The 14,791-nt window shown below is 41.4% G+C and carries 18 protein-coding genes; 12 read left to right on the forward strand and 6 right to left on the reverse strand.

Annotated elements, in window-relative coordinates:
• Nucleotides 1-7 precede the first annotated feature (7 nt).
• From secY to rplQ, 7 genes are all read left to right on the forward strand, one after another.
• On the forward strand, nt 8-1,348 hold the full coding sequence (gene secY, locus AAEY97_RS19405; protein WP_101084805.1) for a preprotein translocase subunit SecY: 1,341 nt from the start codon (nt 8-10) through the stop codon (nt 1,346-1,348).
• Nucleotides 1,349-1,371: 23 nt separating this feature from the next.
• On the forward strand, nt 1,372-1,485 hold the full coding sequence (rpmJ, locus tag AAEY97_RS19410; RefSeq protein WP_006083579.1) for a 50S ribosomal protein L36: 114 nt from the start codon (nt 1,372-1,374) through the stop codon (nt 1,483-1,485).
• Nucleotides 1,486-1,602: 117 nt separating this feature from the next.
• A complete protein-coding gene (gene rpsM / locus AAEY97_RS19415) occupies nt 1,603-1,959 on the forward strand; it encodes a 30S ribosomal protein S13 (RefSeq protein ID WP_011635660.1) in 357 nt (118 codons plus the stop codon).
• Nucleotides 1,960-1,976: 17 nt separating this feature from the next.
• Nucleotides 1,977-2,369 (forward strand): 30S ribosomal protein S11, encoded by a 393-nt coding sequence (rpsK, locus tag AAEY97_RS19420; protein WP_011635661.1) that lies wholly within the window; start codon nt 1,977-1,979, stop codon nt 2,367-2,369.
• A 32-nt stretch (nt 2,370-2,401) separates the two neighbouring features.
• Nucleotides 2,402-3,022 carry a 30S ribosomal protein S4 gene (gene rpsD / locus AAEY97_RS19425; RefSeq protein ID WP_011635662.1) on the forward strand — a complete coding sequence of 207 codons (621 nt, stop codon included), beginning with the start codon at nt 2,402-2,404 and terminating at the stop codon, nt 3,020-3,022.
• A gap of 24 nt (nt 3,023-3,046) precedes the next feature.
• Entirely contained in the window at nt 3,047-4,036 is a 990-nt protein-coding gene (locus AAEY97_RS19430) for a DNA-directed RNA polymerase subunit alpha (protein WP_011635663.1), read from the forward strand.
• A gap of 40 nt (nt 4,037-4,076) precedes the next feature.
• Nucleotides 4,077-4,472 carry a 50S ribosomal protein L17 gene (rplQ, locus tag AAEY97_RS19435; RefSeq protein ID WP_011635664.1) on the forward strand — a complete coding sequence of 132 codons (396 nt, stop codon included), beginning with the start codon at nt 4,077-4,079 and terminating at the stop codon, nt 4,470-4,472.
• Nucleotides 4,473-5,797: 1,325 nt separating this feature from the next.
• Here the strand turns inward: rplQ and ccmE are convergent.
• From ccmE to ccmA, 5 genes are read right to left on the reverse strand one after another with little or no spacing between them, the layout of a single operon-like run.
• The gene (gene ccmE / locus AAEY97_RS19440) at nt 5,798-6,283 is read right to left on the reverse strand and encodes a cytochrome c maturation protein CcmE (protein ID WP_162022029.1); all 486 of its coding nucleotides are present in this window, start codon (nt 6,281-6,283) and stop codon (nt 5,798-5,800) included.
• Entirely contained in the window at nt 6,267-6,479 is a 213-nt protein-coding gene (gene ccmD / locus AAEY97_RS19445) for a heme exporter protein CcmD (protein WP_011635666.1), read from the reverse strand. Before ccmD ends, ccmE begins: the two co-directional genes overlap by 17 nt.
• Nucleotides 6,479-7,225 (reverse strand): heme ABC transporter permease, encoded by a 747-nt coding sequence (locus AAEY97_RS19450; RefSeq protein ID WP_351000910.1) that lies wholly within the window; start codon nt 7,223-7,225, stop codon nt 6,479-6,481. The genes ccmD and AAEY97_RS19450 overlap by 1 nt, the downstream gene beginning before the upstream one ends.
• Complete coding sequence (gene ccmB, locus AAEY97_RS19455) at nt 7,225-7,911, reverse strand: heme exporter protein CcmB (protein WP_011635668.1); 687 nt, start codon at nt 7,909-7,911, stop codon at nt 7,225-7,227. Before ccmB ends, AAEY97_RS19450 begins: the two co-directional genes overlap by 1 nt.
• A gap of 9 nt (nt 7,912-7,920) precedes the next feature.
• Nucleotides 7,921-8,571 (reverse strand): cytochrome c biogenesis heme-transporting ATPase CcmA, encoded by a 651-nt coding sequence (gene ccmA / locus AAEY97_RS19460; RefSeq protein WP_101084808.1) that lies wholly within the window; start codon nt 8,569-8,571, stop codon nt 7,921-7,923.
• A gap of 324 nt (nt 8,572-8,895) precedes the next feature.
• Between ccmA and AAEY97_RS19465 the strand changes: the two genes are divergently transcribed.
• Nucleotides 8,896-9,189, forward strand: a complete 294-nt coding sequence (locus tag AAEY97_RS19465; protein WP_101084809.1) for a c-type cytochrome — start codon at nt 8,896-8,898, stop codon at nt 9,187-9,189.
• A gap of 96 nt (nt 9,190-9,285) precedes the next feature.
• On the opposite strand, the gene ccmI is transcribed toward AAEY97_RS19465, so the two are convergent.
• Entirely contained in the window at nt 9,286-10,539 is a 1,254-nt protein-coding gene (gene ccmI / locus AAEY97_RS19470) for a c-type cytochrome biogenesis protein CcmI (RefSeq protein ID WP_101084810.1), read from the reverse strand.
• A 418-nt stretch (nt 10,540-10,957) separates the two neighbouring features.
• On the opposite strand from ccmI, the gene AAEY97_RS19475 reads away from it, so the two are divergent.
• From AAEY97_RS19475 to AAEY97_RS19490, 4 genes are read left to right on the forward strand one after another with little or no spacing between them, the layout of a single operon-like run.
• Complete coding sequence (locus AAEY97_RS19475) at nt 10,958-12,928, forward strand: heme lyase CcmF/NrfE family subunit (protein ID WP_101084811.1); 1,971 nt, start codon at nt 10,958-10,960, stop codon at nt 12,926-12,928.
• A gap of 16 nt (nt 12,929-12,944) precedes the next feature.
• Nucleotides 12,945-13,499 carry a DsbE family thiol:disulfide interchange protein gene (locus AAEY97_RS19480; RefSeq protein ID WP_011635673.1) on the forward strand — a complete coding sequence of 185 codons (555 nt, stop codon included), beginning with the start codon at nt 12,945-12,947 and terminating at the stop codon, nt 13,497-13,499.
• A complete protein-coding gene (nrfF, locus tag AAEY97_RS19485; RefSeq protein ID WP_350979697.1) occupies nt 13,499-13,981 on the forward strand; it encodes a heme lyase NrfEFG subunit NrfF in 483 nt (160 codons plus the stop codon). Before AAEY97_RS19480 ends, nrfF begins: the two co-directional genes overlap by 1 nt.
• A 60-nt stretch (nt 13,982-14,041) precedes the next feature.
• Complete coding sequence (locus tag AAEY97_RS19490; protein ID WP_351000913.1) at nt 14,042-14,581, forward strand: TlpA family protein disulfide reductase; 540 nt, start codon at nt 14,042-14,044, stop codon at nt 14,579-14,581.
• The last annotated feature ends 210 nt before the right edge of the window (nt 14,582-14,791 follow it).

Raw genomic sequence — 14,791 nt, forward strand, 5'->3', positions numbered from 1 at the left:
TACGTCGATGGCAAAACCAGGACTTGATTTAAAAAGCGCGAAAGGCGGTTTATCTGAACTGAAAACTCGTCTTCTGTTCGTGATTGGTGCGATTATCGTCTTTAGAGCCGGTTCGTTCGTGCCAATTCCTGGTATTGACGCAGCTGTATTGGCAGAGCTTTTTGCTCAGCAAAAAGATACCATCCTTGGCATGTTTAACATGTTCTCGGGTGGTGCCTTAGAGCGTGCTTCTATCTTCGCATTGGGTATTATGCCGTATATTTCGGCATCTATCATTATGCAGTTATTGACTGTTGTGCATCCTGCACTCGCTGAATTGAAAAAGGAAGGCGAATCAGGACGTAAGAAAATCAGTCAATATACTAGATATGGCACACTCGTGTTGGGTACGCTGCAATCTGTCGGTATTGCAACGGGTTTACCAAATCTGATGCCTGGTCTTGTGGCCAATCCCGGATTTGGTTTCTACTTTGTTGCAGTTGTGAGCTTAGTAACAGGAACAATGTTCCTTATGTGGCTAGGTGAGCAAATTACCGAACGTGGTATTGGTAATGGTATCTCGATTTTAATTTTCGCAGGTATTGTTGCTGGTCTACCATCGGCCATCGGCTCAACGGCTGAGCAGGCGCGTCAAGGTGACATGAATGTATTAGTACTACTGTTGCTCGCAGTGATTGTATTTGCTGTAACTTATTTAGTGGTATTTGTGGAACGTGGTCAACGTCGTATCGTCGTTAACTACGCTAAACGTCAACAAGGCCGTAAGGTTTTTGCAGCGCAAAGCACACATTTACCTTTAAAAATAAATATGGCAGGTGTGATTCCACCAATCTTTGCTTCCAGCATTATTTTGTTTCCAGGTACACTGGCTCAGTGGTTTGGACAAAATGAGTCTATGTCATGGTTAAGCGATTTCGCTTTAGCTGTGTCACCAGGACAACCGCTGTATTCATTATTGTATGCGACAGCAATCATCTTTTTCTGTTTCTTCTATACTGCGTTGGTTTTTAACCCTCGTGAAACAGCAGATAACTTGAAAAAGAGTGGTGCATTCATTCCTGGGATCCGTCCCGGAGAACAGACTTCGCGTTACATTGATAAAGTAATGACACGTTTAACCTTAGCGGGTGCGTTGTATATTACCTTTATCTGCTTAATTCCGGAGTTCATGTTAATTGCGTGGAAAGTACAGTTCTATTTTGGCGGTACTTCGCTACTAATTATAGTAGTCGTAATCATGGACTTCATGGCTCAGGTTCAGACCCATATGATGTCCCATCAATATGAGTCTGTGATGAAGAAAGCTAATCTTGTTAACAAAGCCAATTTAGACCGCTTTGGAAAATAAGATTGCTTTTACGGAGTGATGAAATGAAAGTTCGAGCTTCCGTGAAGAAGATCTGCCGTAATTGCAAGATCGTCAAGCGTAGTGGTGTTGTACGCGTTATATGTGTTGAACCAAAACACAAACAGCGTCAAGGCTAAGAAAGAAGTTTGGTCAGCTCAATAATGGGCTGACCAAAATATTGTTTGCAAATCTGTCGTCTGTCGAGTATCCTTTCGGGCTTTTCGCAGATGGCCTTTAACTTTAAGGAGTGCATAGTGGCCCGTATCGCTGGCATTAACATTCCTGATCAAAAGCATACAGTCATTGCGTTGACTGCTATTTTTGGTATTGGACGTACACGCGCTAGAGCAATCTGCGCATCTACTTCAATTGCTGAAGATGCTAAGATCAAGGAATTGAGCGAAGCTCAAATAGATATCCTACGCGAAGAAGTCGCCAAATACACTGTAGAAGGTGACTTGCGTCGTGAGATTTCAATGAACATCAAGCGTCTTATGGATCTTGGTTGTTATCGTGGTCTCCGCCATCGTCGTAGCCTGCCCCTTCGTGGGCAACGTACTAAGACCAATGCGCGTACGCGTAAAGGTCCACGTAAGCCAATAAGAAAGTAACGGGAAGGTAAACCAAAATGGCTAAAGTTCCGTCACGTTCTCCGCGTAAGCGCGTACGTAAACAGGTTGCAGATGGCATGGCTCATATCCATGCGTCTTTCAACAACACAATTGTCACCATTACGGATCGTCAAGGTAATGCGTTGTCATGGGCTACCTCAGGTGGTTCTGGTTTCCGTGGTTCACGTAAATCAACACCATTCGCTGCGCAGGTTGCTGCTGAGCGTGCAGGTATTGCTGCTCAAGACTACGGTGTTAAAAACCTTGAAGTTTTCGTGAAGGGTCCTGGTCCAGGTCGTGAATCAGCCATTCGTGCGCTGAACGCTGTTGGTTATAAAATTACCAACATTACCGATGTGACGCCTATCCCTCATAATGGCTGTCGTCCACCTAAAAAGCGTCGTGTATAACACTGCGTATATAGGATAGTTGGAGAAAGATCATGGCAAGATACTTGGGTCCCAAGCTCAAGCTCAGCCGCAGAGAAGGTACAGACCTTTTCCTAAAAAGCGGTGTGAGAGCAATCGATTCGAAGTGTAAGCTAGAAACTGCACCTGGACAACATGGCGCACGTAAGCCACGTTTGTCTGAGTATGGTATTCAGTTACGCGAGAAACAAAAAGTTCGTCGTATTTATGGTGTGCTAGAAAAGCAATTCCGTAACTACTACAAAGAAGCTGCACGTCTAAAAGGCAATACTGGTGAAAACCTTTTGCAACTTTTAGAAGTCCGCCTAGATAACGTCGTTTATCGTATGGGTTTCGGTTCTACTCGTGCAGAATCACGTCAGCTAGTAAGCCATAAATCTGTTATGGTTAACGGTCGTGTTGTTAACATTCCGTCATTCAAAGTGTCTGCGAATGATGTTGTAAGCATCCGTGAAAAGTCACGTACTCAAGCTCGTATTAAAGCGGCTTTAGAAGTGGCTGGTCAACGCGAAAAGCCTACATGGGTAGAAGTCGACAATGCGAAAATGGAAGGTGCTTTCAAGCGCGTTCCAGAACGTAGCGATTTGTCTGCGGATATTAACGAACAGCTGATCGTCGAGCTTTACTCTAAGTAAAGCTAACAAACAAGAGAGGACACAATGCAGGGTTCTGTTACAGAATTTCTTAAACCGCGTCTCGTTGATATTGAGCAGGTTAATTCAACTCGCGCCAAAGTTACACTAGAGCCACTAGAACGTGGTTTTGGCCATACCTTAGGTAACGCGTTGCGTCGCATCCTATTGTCGTCTATGCCTGGCTGTGCAGTTACTGAAGTCGAAATTGACGGCGTACTGCATGAATACAGCAGTAAGGAAGGCGTACAAGAAGATATCCTTGAGATATTGCTTAATCTTAAGGGATTAGCAGTGACCATCGAGGGTAAAGACGAGGCTTTGCTTACATTAAGCAAGTCCGGCACAGGCCCTGTTACAGCAGCAGATATCACACATGATGGTGATGTTACCATCGTGAATCCTGATCATGTTATCTGTCACTTGACTGGTAACAATGATATCAGCATGCGTATCCGCGTTGAGCGTGGTCGTGGTTATGTGCCAGCTTCGGCTCGTGCACAGACTGAAGACGATGATCGCCCAATCGGTCGTTTGCTGGTTGATGCTTCTTTTTCACCTGTTGCTCGCATTGCTTATAATGTTGAAGCCGCTCGTGTGGAACAGCGTACTGACTTAGACAAACTTGTGATAGATATGACCACAAACGGTACTATCGATCCTGAGGAAGCAATTCGTCGTTCTGCAACAATTTTAGCTGAACAGCTAGATGCGTTTGTTGAACTACGTGATGTTACTGAGCAGGCTGTTGTAGAAGAGAAACCGGAGTTCGATCCGATTTTGCTGCGTCCTGTCGACGATTTAGAGCTAACTGTACGTTCGGCTAACTGTTTAAAAGCCGAAGCGATTCATTACATCGGAGATCTGGTACAACGCACTGAAGTTGAGTTGCTTAAGACCCCTAACTTAGGTAAGAAATCTCTTACTGAAATTAAGGATGTTTTAGCGTCTCGCGGACTGTCGTTAGGTATGCGTCTAGAAAACTGGCCTCCGGCTAGTTTAGCTGACGACCTATAAGTCTCAGGTTAGTACAGATTTAGGTTATAAGGATTAGGTCATGCGCCATCGTAAGAGTGGTCGTCAACTAAACCGCAACAGCAGTCATCGCCAAGCTATGTTCCGTAACATGGCTTGTTCAATAGTTCGTCATGAGATTATCAAGACAACTGTAGCTAAAGCGAAAGAACTGCGTCGCGTTGTTGAACCTCTAATAACACTTGCTAAAGTTGACAGCGTTGCAAATCGCCGTTTAGCTTTCGCTCGTACCCGCGACGCTGAAGTTGTAGGTAAGTTATTTACTGAATTGGGTCCACGCTTCCAGGAACGTCCTGGTGGTTACACTCGTATTCTTAAGTGCGGTCTACGTACCGGTGATAAAGCCCCAATGGCTTACATCGAGTTAGTAGGTCGTCCTGAAGCTGCTGAAGCTGTTGAAGTTGAAGCTGCTGAGTAATTAATTACTCACCGAAAAACCGAGCCTAGGCTCGGTTTTTTTTTATCTTTTTTTAACTTCGACTTTGTTTCAAACATCATATCTTTTTAGCTGCAATCCATATCCATTTATTGTACAACTTGGTAAATGTCTACTATTTATGCGTAATCTTCTATCTGATTATTTTCACAATCGCTCTCAGCTCGGTCAACGAGATGAACCCAATACTCATTTTCTTGATTCTCTGATCCGATATGTGTCGTGCAGCTCTGTTTAGTAAAATCGTATTATTGTGTTTGTATTAAGGACATATTAGCAACGTTAACCATGCCTAAGCTTAAGTCGATAATACCAAGTACAAGACGCTAAAGTTGTTCTTATGTTGCAACAATGGCTATTCCATTTAAGCTAATACTCACAGGTTTTGAGTTGCAGACGAACCTTCAACAGAGTTGGTCGAATCAATTACTGTATGTGTAATATTTTACTGATGTAGGAATATGGCTGACGGCGGGAATGCAATGCTGGATCTGTTACTTAACATCACGTTAAGGCTGCGTATTCGACTTGATTAACGTACTTTGAAGTTATACTCAATGACTAGGTTATATGATGCCATTATTGTTAACCGTGGCGTGTAGACATGCCACATAGGTCTTACCATAACTAACTATTATCTATTTGGCATCAGCTTGGAATCATAAATGGTCATCAAATTCTCCTTTGTATTGCCAACTGTATTGCATTATTTGCAATAGGCTAGTAATGCCGCACCTCTGCGCCTAGTTAAAAAAATGACAAGTTTGATATGAAATAGGCCGAATATTGTCATTTTGCCTTACCTATCTCACTTATTAACCTGAATTGAGGTTATTTGGCATTATTGAGCTGATGCCAAAAATAGAAAATATGGATTAGTCTATAGGTTAAAGCCGTTGTGCTGTGGTTCAAAATCATTGAATCAAAACTGGAAACACAATAAAAAGAAGGGTTTTATTGAAACCAGAGTTGTTCATAATTCGATAGGCTTTCATTATAGGTATGACTTACTTTGACTGGCATTGTTCAGTACGTCGAAAATAATCAGACTTTTAATAGAGACACAACATTTTCAGTTAAGCCAGTATTTTACCTTAAATGGATATAATGGTTTTTTGCACCGTCACACCATTGTTTTTTATCCTTGCTGAAAATCTTAATGTAAAACCGACAATAGGTTATAAACCTATGTTCAAACTATTCTCTCCGTAATGAGTAGCTATAATAATAGCAATTATCTGTCGATAACAATTGAAATTTTATTCATAAAAAAAGCCTCCGAAGAGGCTTTTTATTACAAATAGACTTTATTTATCTTCAAGAGCTTTTTGATTATAGGTCGGTTTTTCATGCGTTTGACCCATAGCTTCAGCAACTTCAGGTGGCATGTAATTTTCATCATGCTTAGCGAGTACTTCAGTGGCCTCTAGTTTTCCTGACTCAACCAGTACACCCTGGGCAACGATACCTTGACCTTCTCTAAATAAGTCTGGTAATAAATCGTCGTATGTAACGGATACAGTCCCACCCGCTGAATCATGTACAGCAAATTCAACGTGTAAGCTGTCTGGATCGCGTTTCATCGATCCCATTGTTACCATGCCACCGATTCGGATACGTTGTCCAAGCTCTGGCTTTACACCCGTATCGTTTTTACCGTGAGTAATTTCATACGGTGTATAGAATAAATTCAAATTTGAATTTAGTGCGTACAATAGTAATGATGCAACAGCAGCAACGCCCGCAATCAATGCAACGGCAAGGGTTAATCTCTTTTTACGTCTTGGATTCACGGTTATTACCTCTTGTTTCTTTCAGGCGTTGTTCACGCGTTATCTTTTTAGCAATTTCGATCAGGACTTTACGTTTTTGTCTGATACTCAGGGTTATTAATGTGGCTAGACAGCCGAACGTTACACCATAGGATAGCCAAACATAAAATGCGTAACCGCCCATATCAAGAAAATCTTTAAATGAATCAAATTGCATTATTTTGCCTCCTCTGCGGTTGCTAAGTCTCTCACCCAAGGGCGCATGCCATTGCGAGCAAGGATCTCTGTTCTATAGCGGATCAAGGTTATCGCTCCAATCATCATCCCAAACCCGAAAATATTAATTAACAGTGGGTATAACATATCGGTCGACATCGTCGATTCTTCTGTGATTCTAATGGTTGATGGCTGATGTAAACTACTCCACCAATCAACGGAATATTTAATAATGGGTATATTAATTACGCCGACAATCGCCAGAATTCCAGAAGCTCTAGCCGCGAGGACTTTATCTTCAAATGATGCATACAGTGATATAACCCCAAGGTAGAGAAACAGTAATACCAGTTCAGAGGTTAAGCGTGCATCCCATACCCACCAAGTTCCCCACATAGGTTTACCCCATGCAGCACCTGTTAGTAAGGCAATAAAGGTAATGACTGCACCAATAGGTGCGATAGCTGCCGCGGCCCAGTCTGCCGATTTTATTTGCCAAACTAAGCCAATAAATGAAGCTACTGCCATACCCATATATGCAGCCATTGACATCGATGCAGCAGGTACATGGATAAAGATGATTCGGTAACTGTCACCTTGTTGGTAATCTGTCGGGGCAAATAATAAACCCCAAATACTGCCTGTTCCAACGAGTAATATTGCTAGAATACTAAACCAAGGCAACAAAGTGCCTGACAGTTTATATGCCCGTTCAGGGTCTGCGTAAGAATGTAACCATTTCCACATTAGTTTGTGCTCACACGTAAAGAGGCGCCAATTGCGAAAGGTGCCAAGATTAAAGAACCGACCAACATTGCGGCAAGAATCGCAAGTTGACCATCATAAGCCATATTCAGTCCTGCAGCATCAATCGCACTAGTGGCAAAAATAAGTACAGGTATATATAAAGGTAGAATAAGTAAACTTAGCAGGACTCCTCCTTTTCGAAGTCCTACAGTCAGTGCAACACCTATCGCACCAAGTAACGACAATATCGGTGTACCTAATGCTAAAGTCGACATCAATGCACCGTAACTATTGTCTTCTAAATGCAACAGTACAGCGAGTAATGGTGCGACTAGAATTAATGGCACACCAGTAAGTATCCAATGTGCTAGAACTTTGGCCAGAACCATTAATGCTAACGGTTGTGGGCTCAGTAGCATTTGTTCTAAGCTGCCATCGTTGTAATCTGCTTTAAATAAACGTTCTAATGACAGCATAGATGCAAGTAAGGCTGCTACCCAGATAATACCAGGTGCTACTCTAGTCAACACTTGAGGTTCTGGTCCAATTCCTAGAGGAAAAAGAGTGACCACTAAAATAAAGAATAACAGCGGGTTAAAAATATCACCTCGATGTCTAATGGCAATTCTTAAATCACGTTGCAAAAGCGTCATGAATGCTGTGGTGTAACTGATTCCTCGTTTCATTCAAATACCTTATACAAAGCGATAGTCGAGAGTGATTTTACGTAGTATGGCATCACTAATAATGCTCATATCCTGATGTGTGGTTAATATTACACATCCACCCGATTCAGCATGTTGAATAAAAAGTTGCTCTAATTCTTCTACACCTTTTTTATCAATTGCGGTAAAAGGTTCGTCGAGGATCCATATTTTACAATTACTGTGTTGTAATCTGGCTAATGCAGTACGTCGATGTTGTCCCGCAGATAAATGACCTGCTAGTGCTTCTTCAAAACCGGTTAAATTGACTTTCGCCAAAATTTCAGTGGTATCGAAATTATCATAGCCACTAATTCTTAAATTGAAGTTAAGATTTTCTTCTGCTGTTAGCTCGCTTTTCACACCCGCTAAATGCCCGAGATAGAGTAAGTCGTGATTAAATTCGTCTCTACAGCGATTGATGTTTTCACCATTATATTCAACTTCACCGGCATAGGGACGTGACAAACCAGCAATAATACGCAAAAGACTGGTTTTACCGGCACCATTAGGACCTTCAACCTGGACAATATCCCCTGCATTGATATTAAAACTCAGTCCATCAAATAGAATGCGCTCTTCCCTAATACAGGTTAATTCGTTGGCACTTAATAGCACTTGTGATTGGTTTGATATGGTCACTTATCCCTCTTATTTTACTTGAGGATGAATTCGAAAAGATATTAACACAAACACTTTTATCGGTTTAGCTTTGTCACTGATTAAGTGCTAGCAATTTGATATGGTTCCAAAATTATGAATTTAGTTTGAACTTTTTCATCGATTACTAATATATTACCTGAACTACACAGATTGTCTCGATTTAGAGGCTAAGCTGAGATTGTTATCACAAAAAGATGAGTTTTTTTGCTAATTGTAGTAATCTATCGTTGCTAAAAATGAGTCTGCCTTCTAAATCAAAGGGCAGCGTTAAGCTTTGTATATTTGCAATTAGGAACGATGAATATGAAAAAATTGTTAGCAATGACTGCAGTAGCTGCCTTAACTTTGTCTGCAAATGTATTTGCTCAAGAAGGTGAAGCTATTTACAATAAAGCGTGTCAAGTATGTCACAGCATGGGTGTGGCCGGAGCGCCTAAAGTTCATGATGCTGCGGCATGGGAACCACGTCTAGCAAAAGGTTTAGATGCCTTAGTTGGTTCGGTTAAGTCTGGTTTAAACGCAATGCCACCAGGTGGTATGTGTACTGACTGTACCGATGAAGATTACAAAAACGCAATTCAGTTTATGTCTAAGTAGTTTTCAACTAAATCAAAAAACCGGCTTTTATAGCCGGTTTTTTTATGGGTTAATTTCAGTGATGCTAACTGAGAACATCACTAATATTACACAATACTATTGCACTAAGGTATCCAGAGTTAGTGCAGCATTATCACCCACTTTAATGGCTTTAATGGTACCCTTTAGGTCTCCAGGTTGCGGTTTCACGCTGCCATTTTTTGACAGTACCGCAATTATTTCGACTTCTTGTACTGAGCTCAGTGTGACATCGCCACCCATTGAAGTACTATCATCTAATGTGATTGTTGCAGGTAAACTGCTAGCACTGATTTTAGTTGCAGCTAACGGTACTTTTGGACCTTGCGTTGCTCGTGCGAAAATAAACACAGTATCGCTATCGGCCACTTTGTCTGCTAATTCTGGAGCAATAGAAACTTCAATTGCGACTGTCTTCGCATTGCTCGTAACTACTGGCTTTTGAGTTGAATCACCATTAGGCATTGCCGAACCTTCATTAAGGCGCATGTTTGCAGATTCAATTGCATTCATTAATGCTGTTCTATCAACATCATCACGATCGCTGTCTAAGATCATCTGCCAAGCATTGATAGCTTTGTTGTAGTCAGCGGTAAAGAATGCATCCATGCCAACAAGAAGTAGTGTAGAGGGGTCTTGTGGGTCTAACGCTAAAGATTGATCAATCACAGCTTGAATCGCCGGCGACATCTGCTGATTTGCTTTATAGTATAGCGCAGTCGCTTTAGGCCCAAGGAGTTCAGCTTGCGTGCCGACGAGTTCCATTACCTTATCAAATGCGCCAATGGCTTTATCATATTGGTTGGCAGATATGTAAGCATGACCAAGGCTAAACCAAGCTTGGCTATCGTCTGGCTGTGCCTGCACTTTTGCTTCCATCATTTGTACCCGTTGCGACATTATTTGCGCCGGATCCATGCCTTGATGAGGATTGCTTGCTTGAGGAGGATTGGCTAATTCGTTATAAGCACCTAAGTGTTGATATAGGTAACCGGAAACAGCCAATAAGCACAAGGTCATAAAAGCAGGCCATAATGCGTTTTTTGATTTAATTTCTACATCAAGGGAGTCATCACCTTTTTGTTGCATGTCCTGAAGTAGATTTATCTCTAATTCTTTCTTTAATGCTTCGAATTCGACTTGATCCAAAAGCTCGTCATGTAATTCTTTTTCAAGAATTGTTAACCGCTCAGCAAAAAGTTCAAGGTTAGTTTGTCTACGAACGCCAGACTCTTCGGCTTGTAACAGTTTTGTTTGGCGAAAGTGTGGAACCCAAATCATGATTAGGCCGATGAGTACGACAAGCGCAATAAAAATCCAAAATGTGGTCATTATGTCAATATTCACTTTTAGGTTAACAGAGAAAGCGGCATTTACCGCAGTGCTTGGAACTTCGATTATACGTAAAGATTATTAATTGAATAGTAATATAAGGAAGATATGAATCCAAATCCTGATAGTTGCGTACTGGTTCACAGATTGAATGGTTTGACTAACTAATAGCGAAACTTTATATCAGTAATACTGTCAGACAAGTTGCCAAAAAAATTCGTTTTGGTTGAATCGGTGTTCATAATGAGACTGGTGACCCAATTTTGTACGAAAATGGCAGACATATGTCATAGCAAGTTCTAAAATGCGTTAAAATTCGTTTAAGCTAATGTGCGTATATTAGTTTCATCGCATTAATTAGTACTGTCGTGATTTGTTTGTTTCAGATCCGCTAATTTTTTTAGACTAAGGAATACCCATGATTCCAGAACTTGGACATTTCTCGCTAATTCTCGGTTTGGCTTTTGCCTTACTGCTAGCTAGCGTGCCGTTATATGGTTCCGCACGTAAAGACCAGTATCTTGTTCGCTATGCCTGGCCACTGACATACGGAATGTTTTTTTTCATCAGTCTCTCCGTTATAGCACTAGGGTACAGCTTTGCTGTTGATGATTTCTCTGTGGCTTATGTCGCCCATCACTCTAATTCTCAACTACCAATATTCTTTAAAATTGCGGCGGTATGGGGTGGTCATGAAGGTTCATTATTATTCTGGGTATTCGCGTTGTCTGTATGGACTGCATCAGTAGCACTATTTAGTAAGGGCTTAGAAGAAGTCTTTACCGCAAGGGTGTTATCTGTTTTAGCGATGATTGTTGTTGGCTTCAGTTTATTTATGATCCTTACATCAAGTCCATTTGAACGGATATTTCCTATTCCTCTAGAAGGGCGAGATTTAAATCCAATGTTGCAAGATGTTGGCTTAATCTTCCACCCACCAATGTTGTATCTAGGGTATGTGGGTTTTTCAGTCTGTTTTGCCTTTGCTATTGCAGCTCTCATGAGTGGCAGACTTGATTCTGCTTGGGCACGCTGGAGTCGTCCATGGACATTAGCGGCATGGATATTTCTAACTGGCGGTATTTCACTTGGTTCTTGGTGGGCTTACTACGAATTAGGTTGGGGCGGCTGGTGGTTCTGGGACCCAGTTGAAAATGCATCATTTATGCCTTGGTTAGTCGGTACTGCTTTAGTGCACTCATTAATTGTGACGGAAAAGCGTGGGGCATTCCGTAACTGGACTGTATTGCTGTCTATCTTTGCCTTCTCATTAAGTTTACTCGGCACCTTTATTGTACGTTCTGGTGTGCTTACGTCAGTGCATTCATTTGCAGCAGATCCAAGTCGTGGTTTGTTTATCTTGCTGTTGTTAGGTATTGCCATTGGTGGTTCGTTAACTCTGTTTGCTTTCCGAGCCAGTGAAATGAGCAGTCCAGCACGATTTGAGCTTAAATCGAAAGAAACCATGTTGCTAATCTGTAATGTGTTACTCACTGTTGCTGCAGGTACTGTGTTGCTGGGTACGCTTTATCCTTTATTGATAGATGCATTAGGCATGGGCAAGATTTCCGTCGGACCTCCATATTTTAATGCTGTATTTGTACCTATCGTATTAGTGCTATTTGGCTTTATGGGTATTGGTCCAATTATTCGCTGGAAGAAATCTAAAGCAGGCGAAATTAAAAAACAGTTACTTATTCCAGCTATTATTGCATTAGTTACCGGTGTCGCTGCTCCATTTATTGCTGGTGGCCAATTTAATGCTTGGGTGATGTGTGGTGTGGCTGCTACAGCATGGATCATGCTATCCACTTTTCGCGCTGCTTATAATATGGTGAGCGATAAAGAAGGTGGTATTAGTCTTAATCGAATTGGCCGTAGTCAATTGGGAATGCTCTTCGCTCACTTTGGTATTGCTGTGTCGGTAATGGGGGCTACTATTGTCTCTAACTATTCGATTGAAAAAAGCGTCCGTATGGGCCCAGGTATCAGCCAAGAACTAGCAGGTTACACATTTAAGTATTTAGAAACTAAAAATGTTGTCGGTCCTAACTATACCGCTCAACAAGGTCAGATTGAGATTTACAAAGATGATGAATTTATCACTTTACTCAAACCTGACCGTCGTCAATACAATGTACGGACTATGGATATGACTGAAGCGGGTATTGATTGGGGATTATTCCGCGATTTATATGTCACTATGGGTGATCCCATTAGTTTAACCGAGTTTGCGGTGCGTCTTAATTACAAACCGTTTGTACGTTGGTTGTGGTTTGGATCAATCTTTATGATGATTGGTGGCTTCCTGGCAGCATCCGATAAGCGTTATCGTGTAAAGCAAGCTGCGACAGATGAAGCAGTAAAAGCAAAATTAGCGACTGCTTAATATACTCGGAGACATTATGAAGAAGTTTGTACTGTTTATACCTTTGGTTATATTTTTGGGTATGGGCGTGTTTTTATACAAAGGATTATTTCTCAATCCTAAGGTGCTTGATTCTGCATTAGAAGGAAAGCCAGTTCCGGCTTTCCAACTTGAGCGCTTAGAAGTGCCTAGTGAAGTGTTAACTGAGAAAGATCTTCCAGCAAAAGTGTCTATGTTGAACTTTTGGGCAACTTGGTGTCCAGCATGTAAGTATGAGCATCCTTATTTGATGATGCTGTCTAAACGTAACTTGTTACCTATATATGGTATCAACTATCGTGACGAGAGAGCATTAGCTGTTAAGGAGTTAACTACTCAAGGTGATCCATACACAGTTAACATCTTTGACAAAGATGGTCGCTTAGGTCTTGATCTTGGAGTTTATGGAGCACCGGAAACTTTTATAGTCGACCACAACGGTATTATTCGTTATCGCTATGCCGGTCCTATAGATCAAACAGTATGGACACAAACCTTGTATCCAATGATCCAGCAATTACAAGCTGAAGCTAAAGTCGATGGAGCATCGTAATGAAATTCATATTTAAAATGATGGTGGCTTGTACGAGTTTACTTTTTACTCTGACGGTAATGGCCACACCTGTTGATACTTATGAATTTCAATCGGTAGATAATCAACAAAGAGCATTGTCACTAGCGCATCAATTACGGTGTCCGCAATGTCAAAATCAAAACTTAGTCGATTCAAACTCTCCAGTTGCGCAAGATTTACGTCTTGAAGTGTATACGATGGTCGATAATGGTAAGTCAGATTCAGAGATTATTGAATTTATGACCAGCCGCTACGGCGATTTTGTCTTATACAATCCAAAGTTAGATTCGAAAACTTATATTCTATGGCTTGGTCCATTTGGGTTACTTGTTTTAGGTCTCTTTATTGGTTTTATCTTTGTGCGTAAGCAACGTATACAGGCATCTGAATCGACAACCTTGTCAACAGAGCAACAAGCTGAGTTAGATGCGTTATTAAATCGTAGTAAGACAACTAAGTAACCGATTGGAGTATTAACTTTGAAACAGTGGTTTGCGTTTATTTTCACTTGTCTCATTCTTATGGGGACAGCAGGTTCGGTAAATGCATACCCAGGCATGCAAGCAGCGGCCAAGCAAACCACTGAATCAACACTCGATCGCATAAACATATTGCCGCAACCATTCCCAATTGCGCTAGTCGATTTTACTGATCTTGTTGGTCAGTCGGTTAACTTTGAACAATATAAGGGTAAAGTGGTTGTTGTGAATCTTTGGGCTACTTGGTGTCCACCTTGTGTTAGAGAACTTCCTGCACTCGATCGATTAAATCAAACTCTAAATGCACAACATTTTGCTCTACTGCCTATTTCTATTGATGCTGAAGCTGTGACTATTGTGCAACCATTTTTAGAGTCTCTTGGATTAGGCCGGTTTAATTCGTATTTCGATCCGCAACAACAACTACGTGATGTCTTCCCGCTTGATACGATACCTGCAACATTTATCTTAAATGAACAAGGTGAGCTGGTGGCTTATGTTCGTTCGTACGTCGATTGGGACGATTCAAATGTGGTGACTTTCCTTGAACAGTTCCGCCAGAACGCTAAAGAAGTACAATAAACCGTCATAAAGTCGCTTAAAATACGAAAAAGGATCGCTTTTGGTGAAAAGATCGCCAAGCGATCCTTTTTTATTAAAAAAGGCCTTGCGCAAAAACGTGTGATGCCTATAATGCGCATCCACTGACATGGCGGACAGCGCAAGCGGTTACTGAGTCAGGTTGAATTAAGTGCTTCAAAACACAGAATTCAAGGCGAAAAGAAAGTTTGA

Origin of the sequence: Shewanella sp. TB7-MNA-CIBAN-0143 (genome assembly GCF_040310065.1) — a bacterium.
In the GTDB taxonomy this organism is placed as follows: Bacteria; Pseudomonadota; Gammaproteobacteria; order Enterobacterales; family Shewanellaceae; genus Shewanella.

Bases quoted from the DNA above. Each gene is read 5' to 3' on its own strand.
- secY (WP_101084805.1), top strand. From the start codon at position 8: ATGGCAAAACCAGGACTTGATTTAAAAAGCGCGAAAGGCGGTTTATCT.
- rpmJ (WP_006083579.1), top strand. From the start codon at position 1,372: ATGAAAGTTCGAGCTTCCGTGAAGAAGATCTGCCGTAATTGCAAGATC.
- rpsK (WP_011635661.1), top strand. From the start codon at position 1,977: ATGGCTAAAGTTCCGTCACGTTCTCCGCGTAAGCGCGTACGTAAACAG.
- rpsD (WP_011635662.1), top strand. From the start codon at position 2,402: ATGGCAAGATACTTGGGTCCCAAGCTCAAGCTCAGCCGCAGAGAAGGT.
- AAEY97_RS19430 (WP_011635663.1), top strand. From the start codon at position 3,047: ATGCAGGGTTCTGTTACAGAATTTCTTAAACCGCGTCTCGTTGATATT.
- rplQ (WP_011635664.1), top strand. From the start codon at position 4,077: ATGCGCCATCGTAAGAGTGGTCGTCAACTAAACCGCAACAGCAGTCAT.
- ccmD (WP_011635666.1), bottom strand. From the start codon at position 6,479: ATGCAATTTGATTCATTTAAAGATTTTCTTGATATGGGCGGTTACGCA.
- AAEY97_RS19450 (WP_351000910.1), bottom strand. From the start codon at position 7,225: ATGTGGAAATGGTTACATTCTTACGCAGACCCTGAACGGGCATATAAA.
- ccmB (WP_011635668.1), bottom strand. From the start codon at position 7,911: ATGAAACGAGGAATCAGTTACACCACAGCATTCATGACGCTTTTGCAA.
- AAEY97_RS19465 (WP_101084809.1), top strand. From the start codon at position 8,896: ATGAAAAAATTGTTAGCAATGACTGCAGTAGCTGCCTTAACTTTGTCT.
- ccmI (WP_101084810.1), bottom strand. From the start codon at position 10,539: ATGACCACATTTTGGATTTTTATTGCGCTTGTCGTACTCATCGGCCTA.
- AAEY97_RS19475 (WP_101084811.1), top strand. From the start codon at position 10,958: ATGATTCCAGAACTTGGACATTTCTCGCTAATTCTCGGTTTGGCTTTT.
- AAEY97_RS19480 (WP_011635673.1), top strand. From the start codon at position 12,945: ATGAAGAAGTTTGTACTGTTTATACCTTTGGTTATATTTTTGGGTATG.
- nrfF (WP_350979697.1), top strand. From the start codon at position 13,499: ATGAAATTCATATTTAAAATGATGGTGGCTTGTACGAGTTTACTTTTT.
- AAEY97_RS19490 (WP_351000913.1), top strand. From the start codon at position 14,042: ATGGGGACAGCAGGTTCGGTAAATGCATACCCAGGCATGCAAGCAGCG.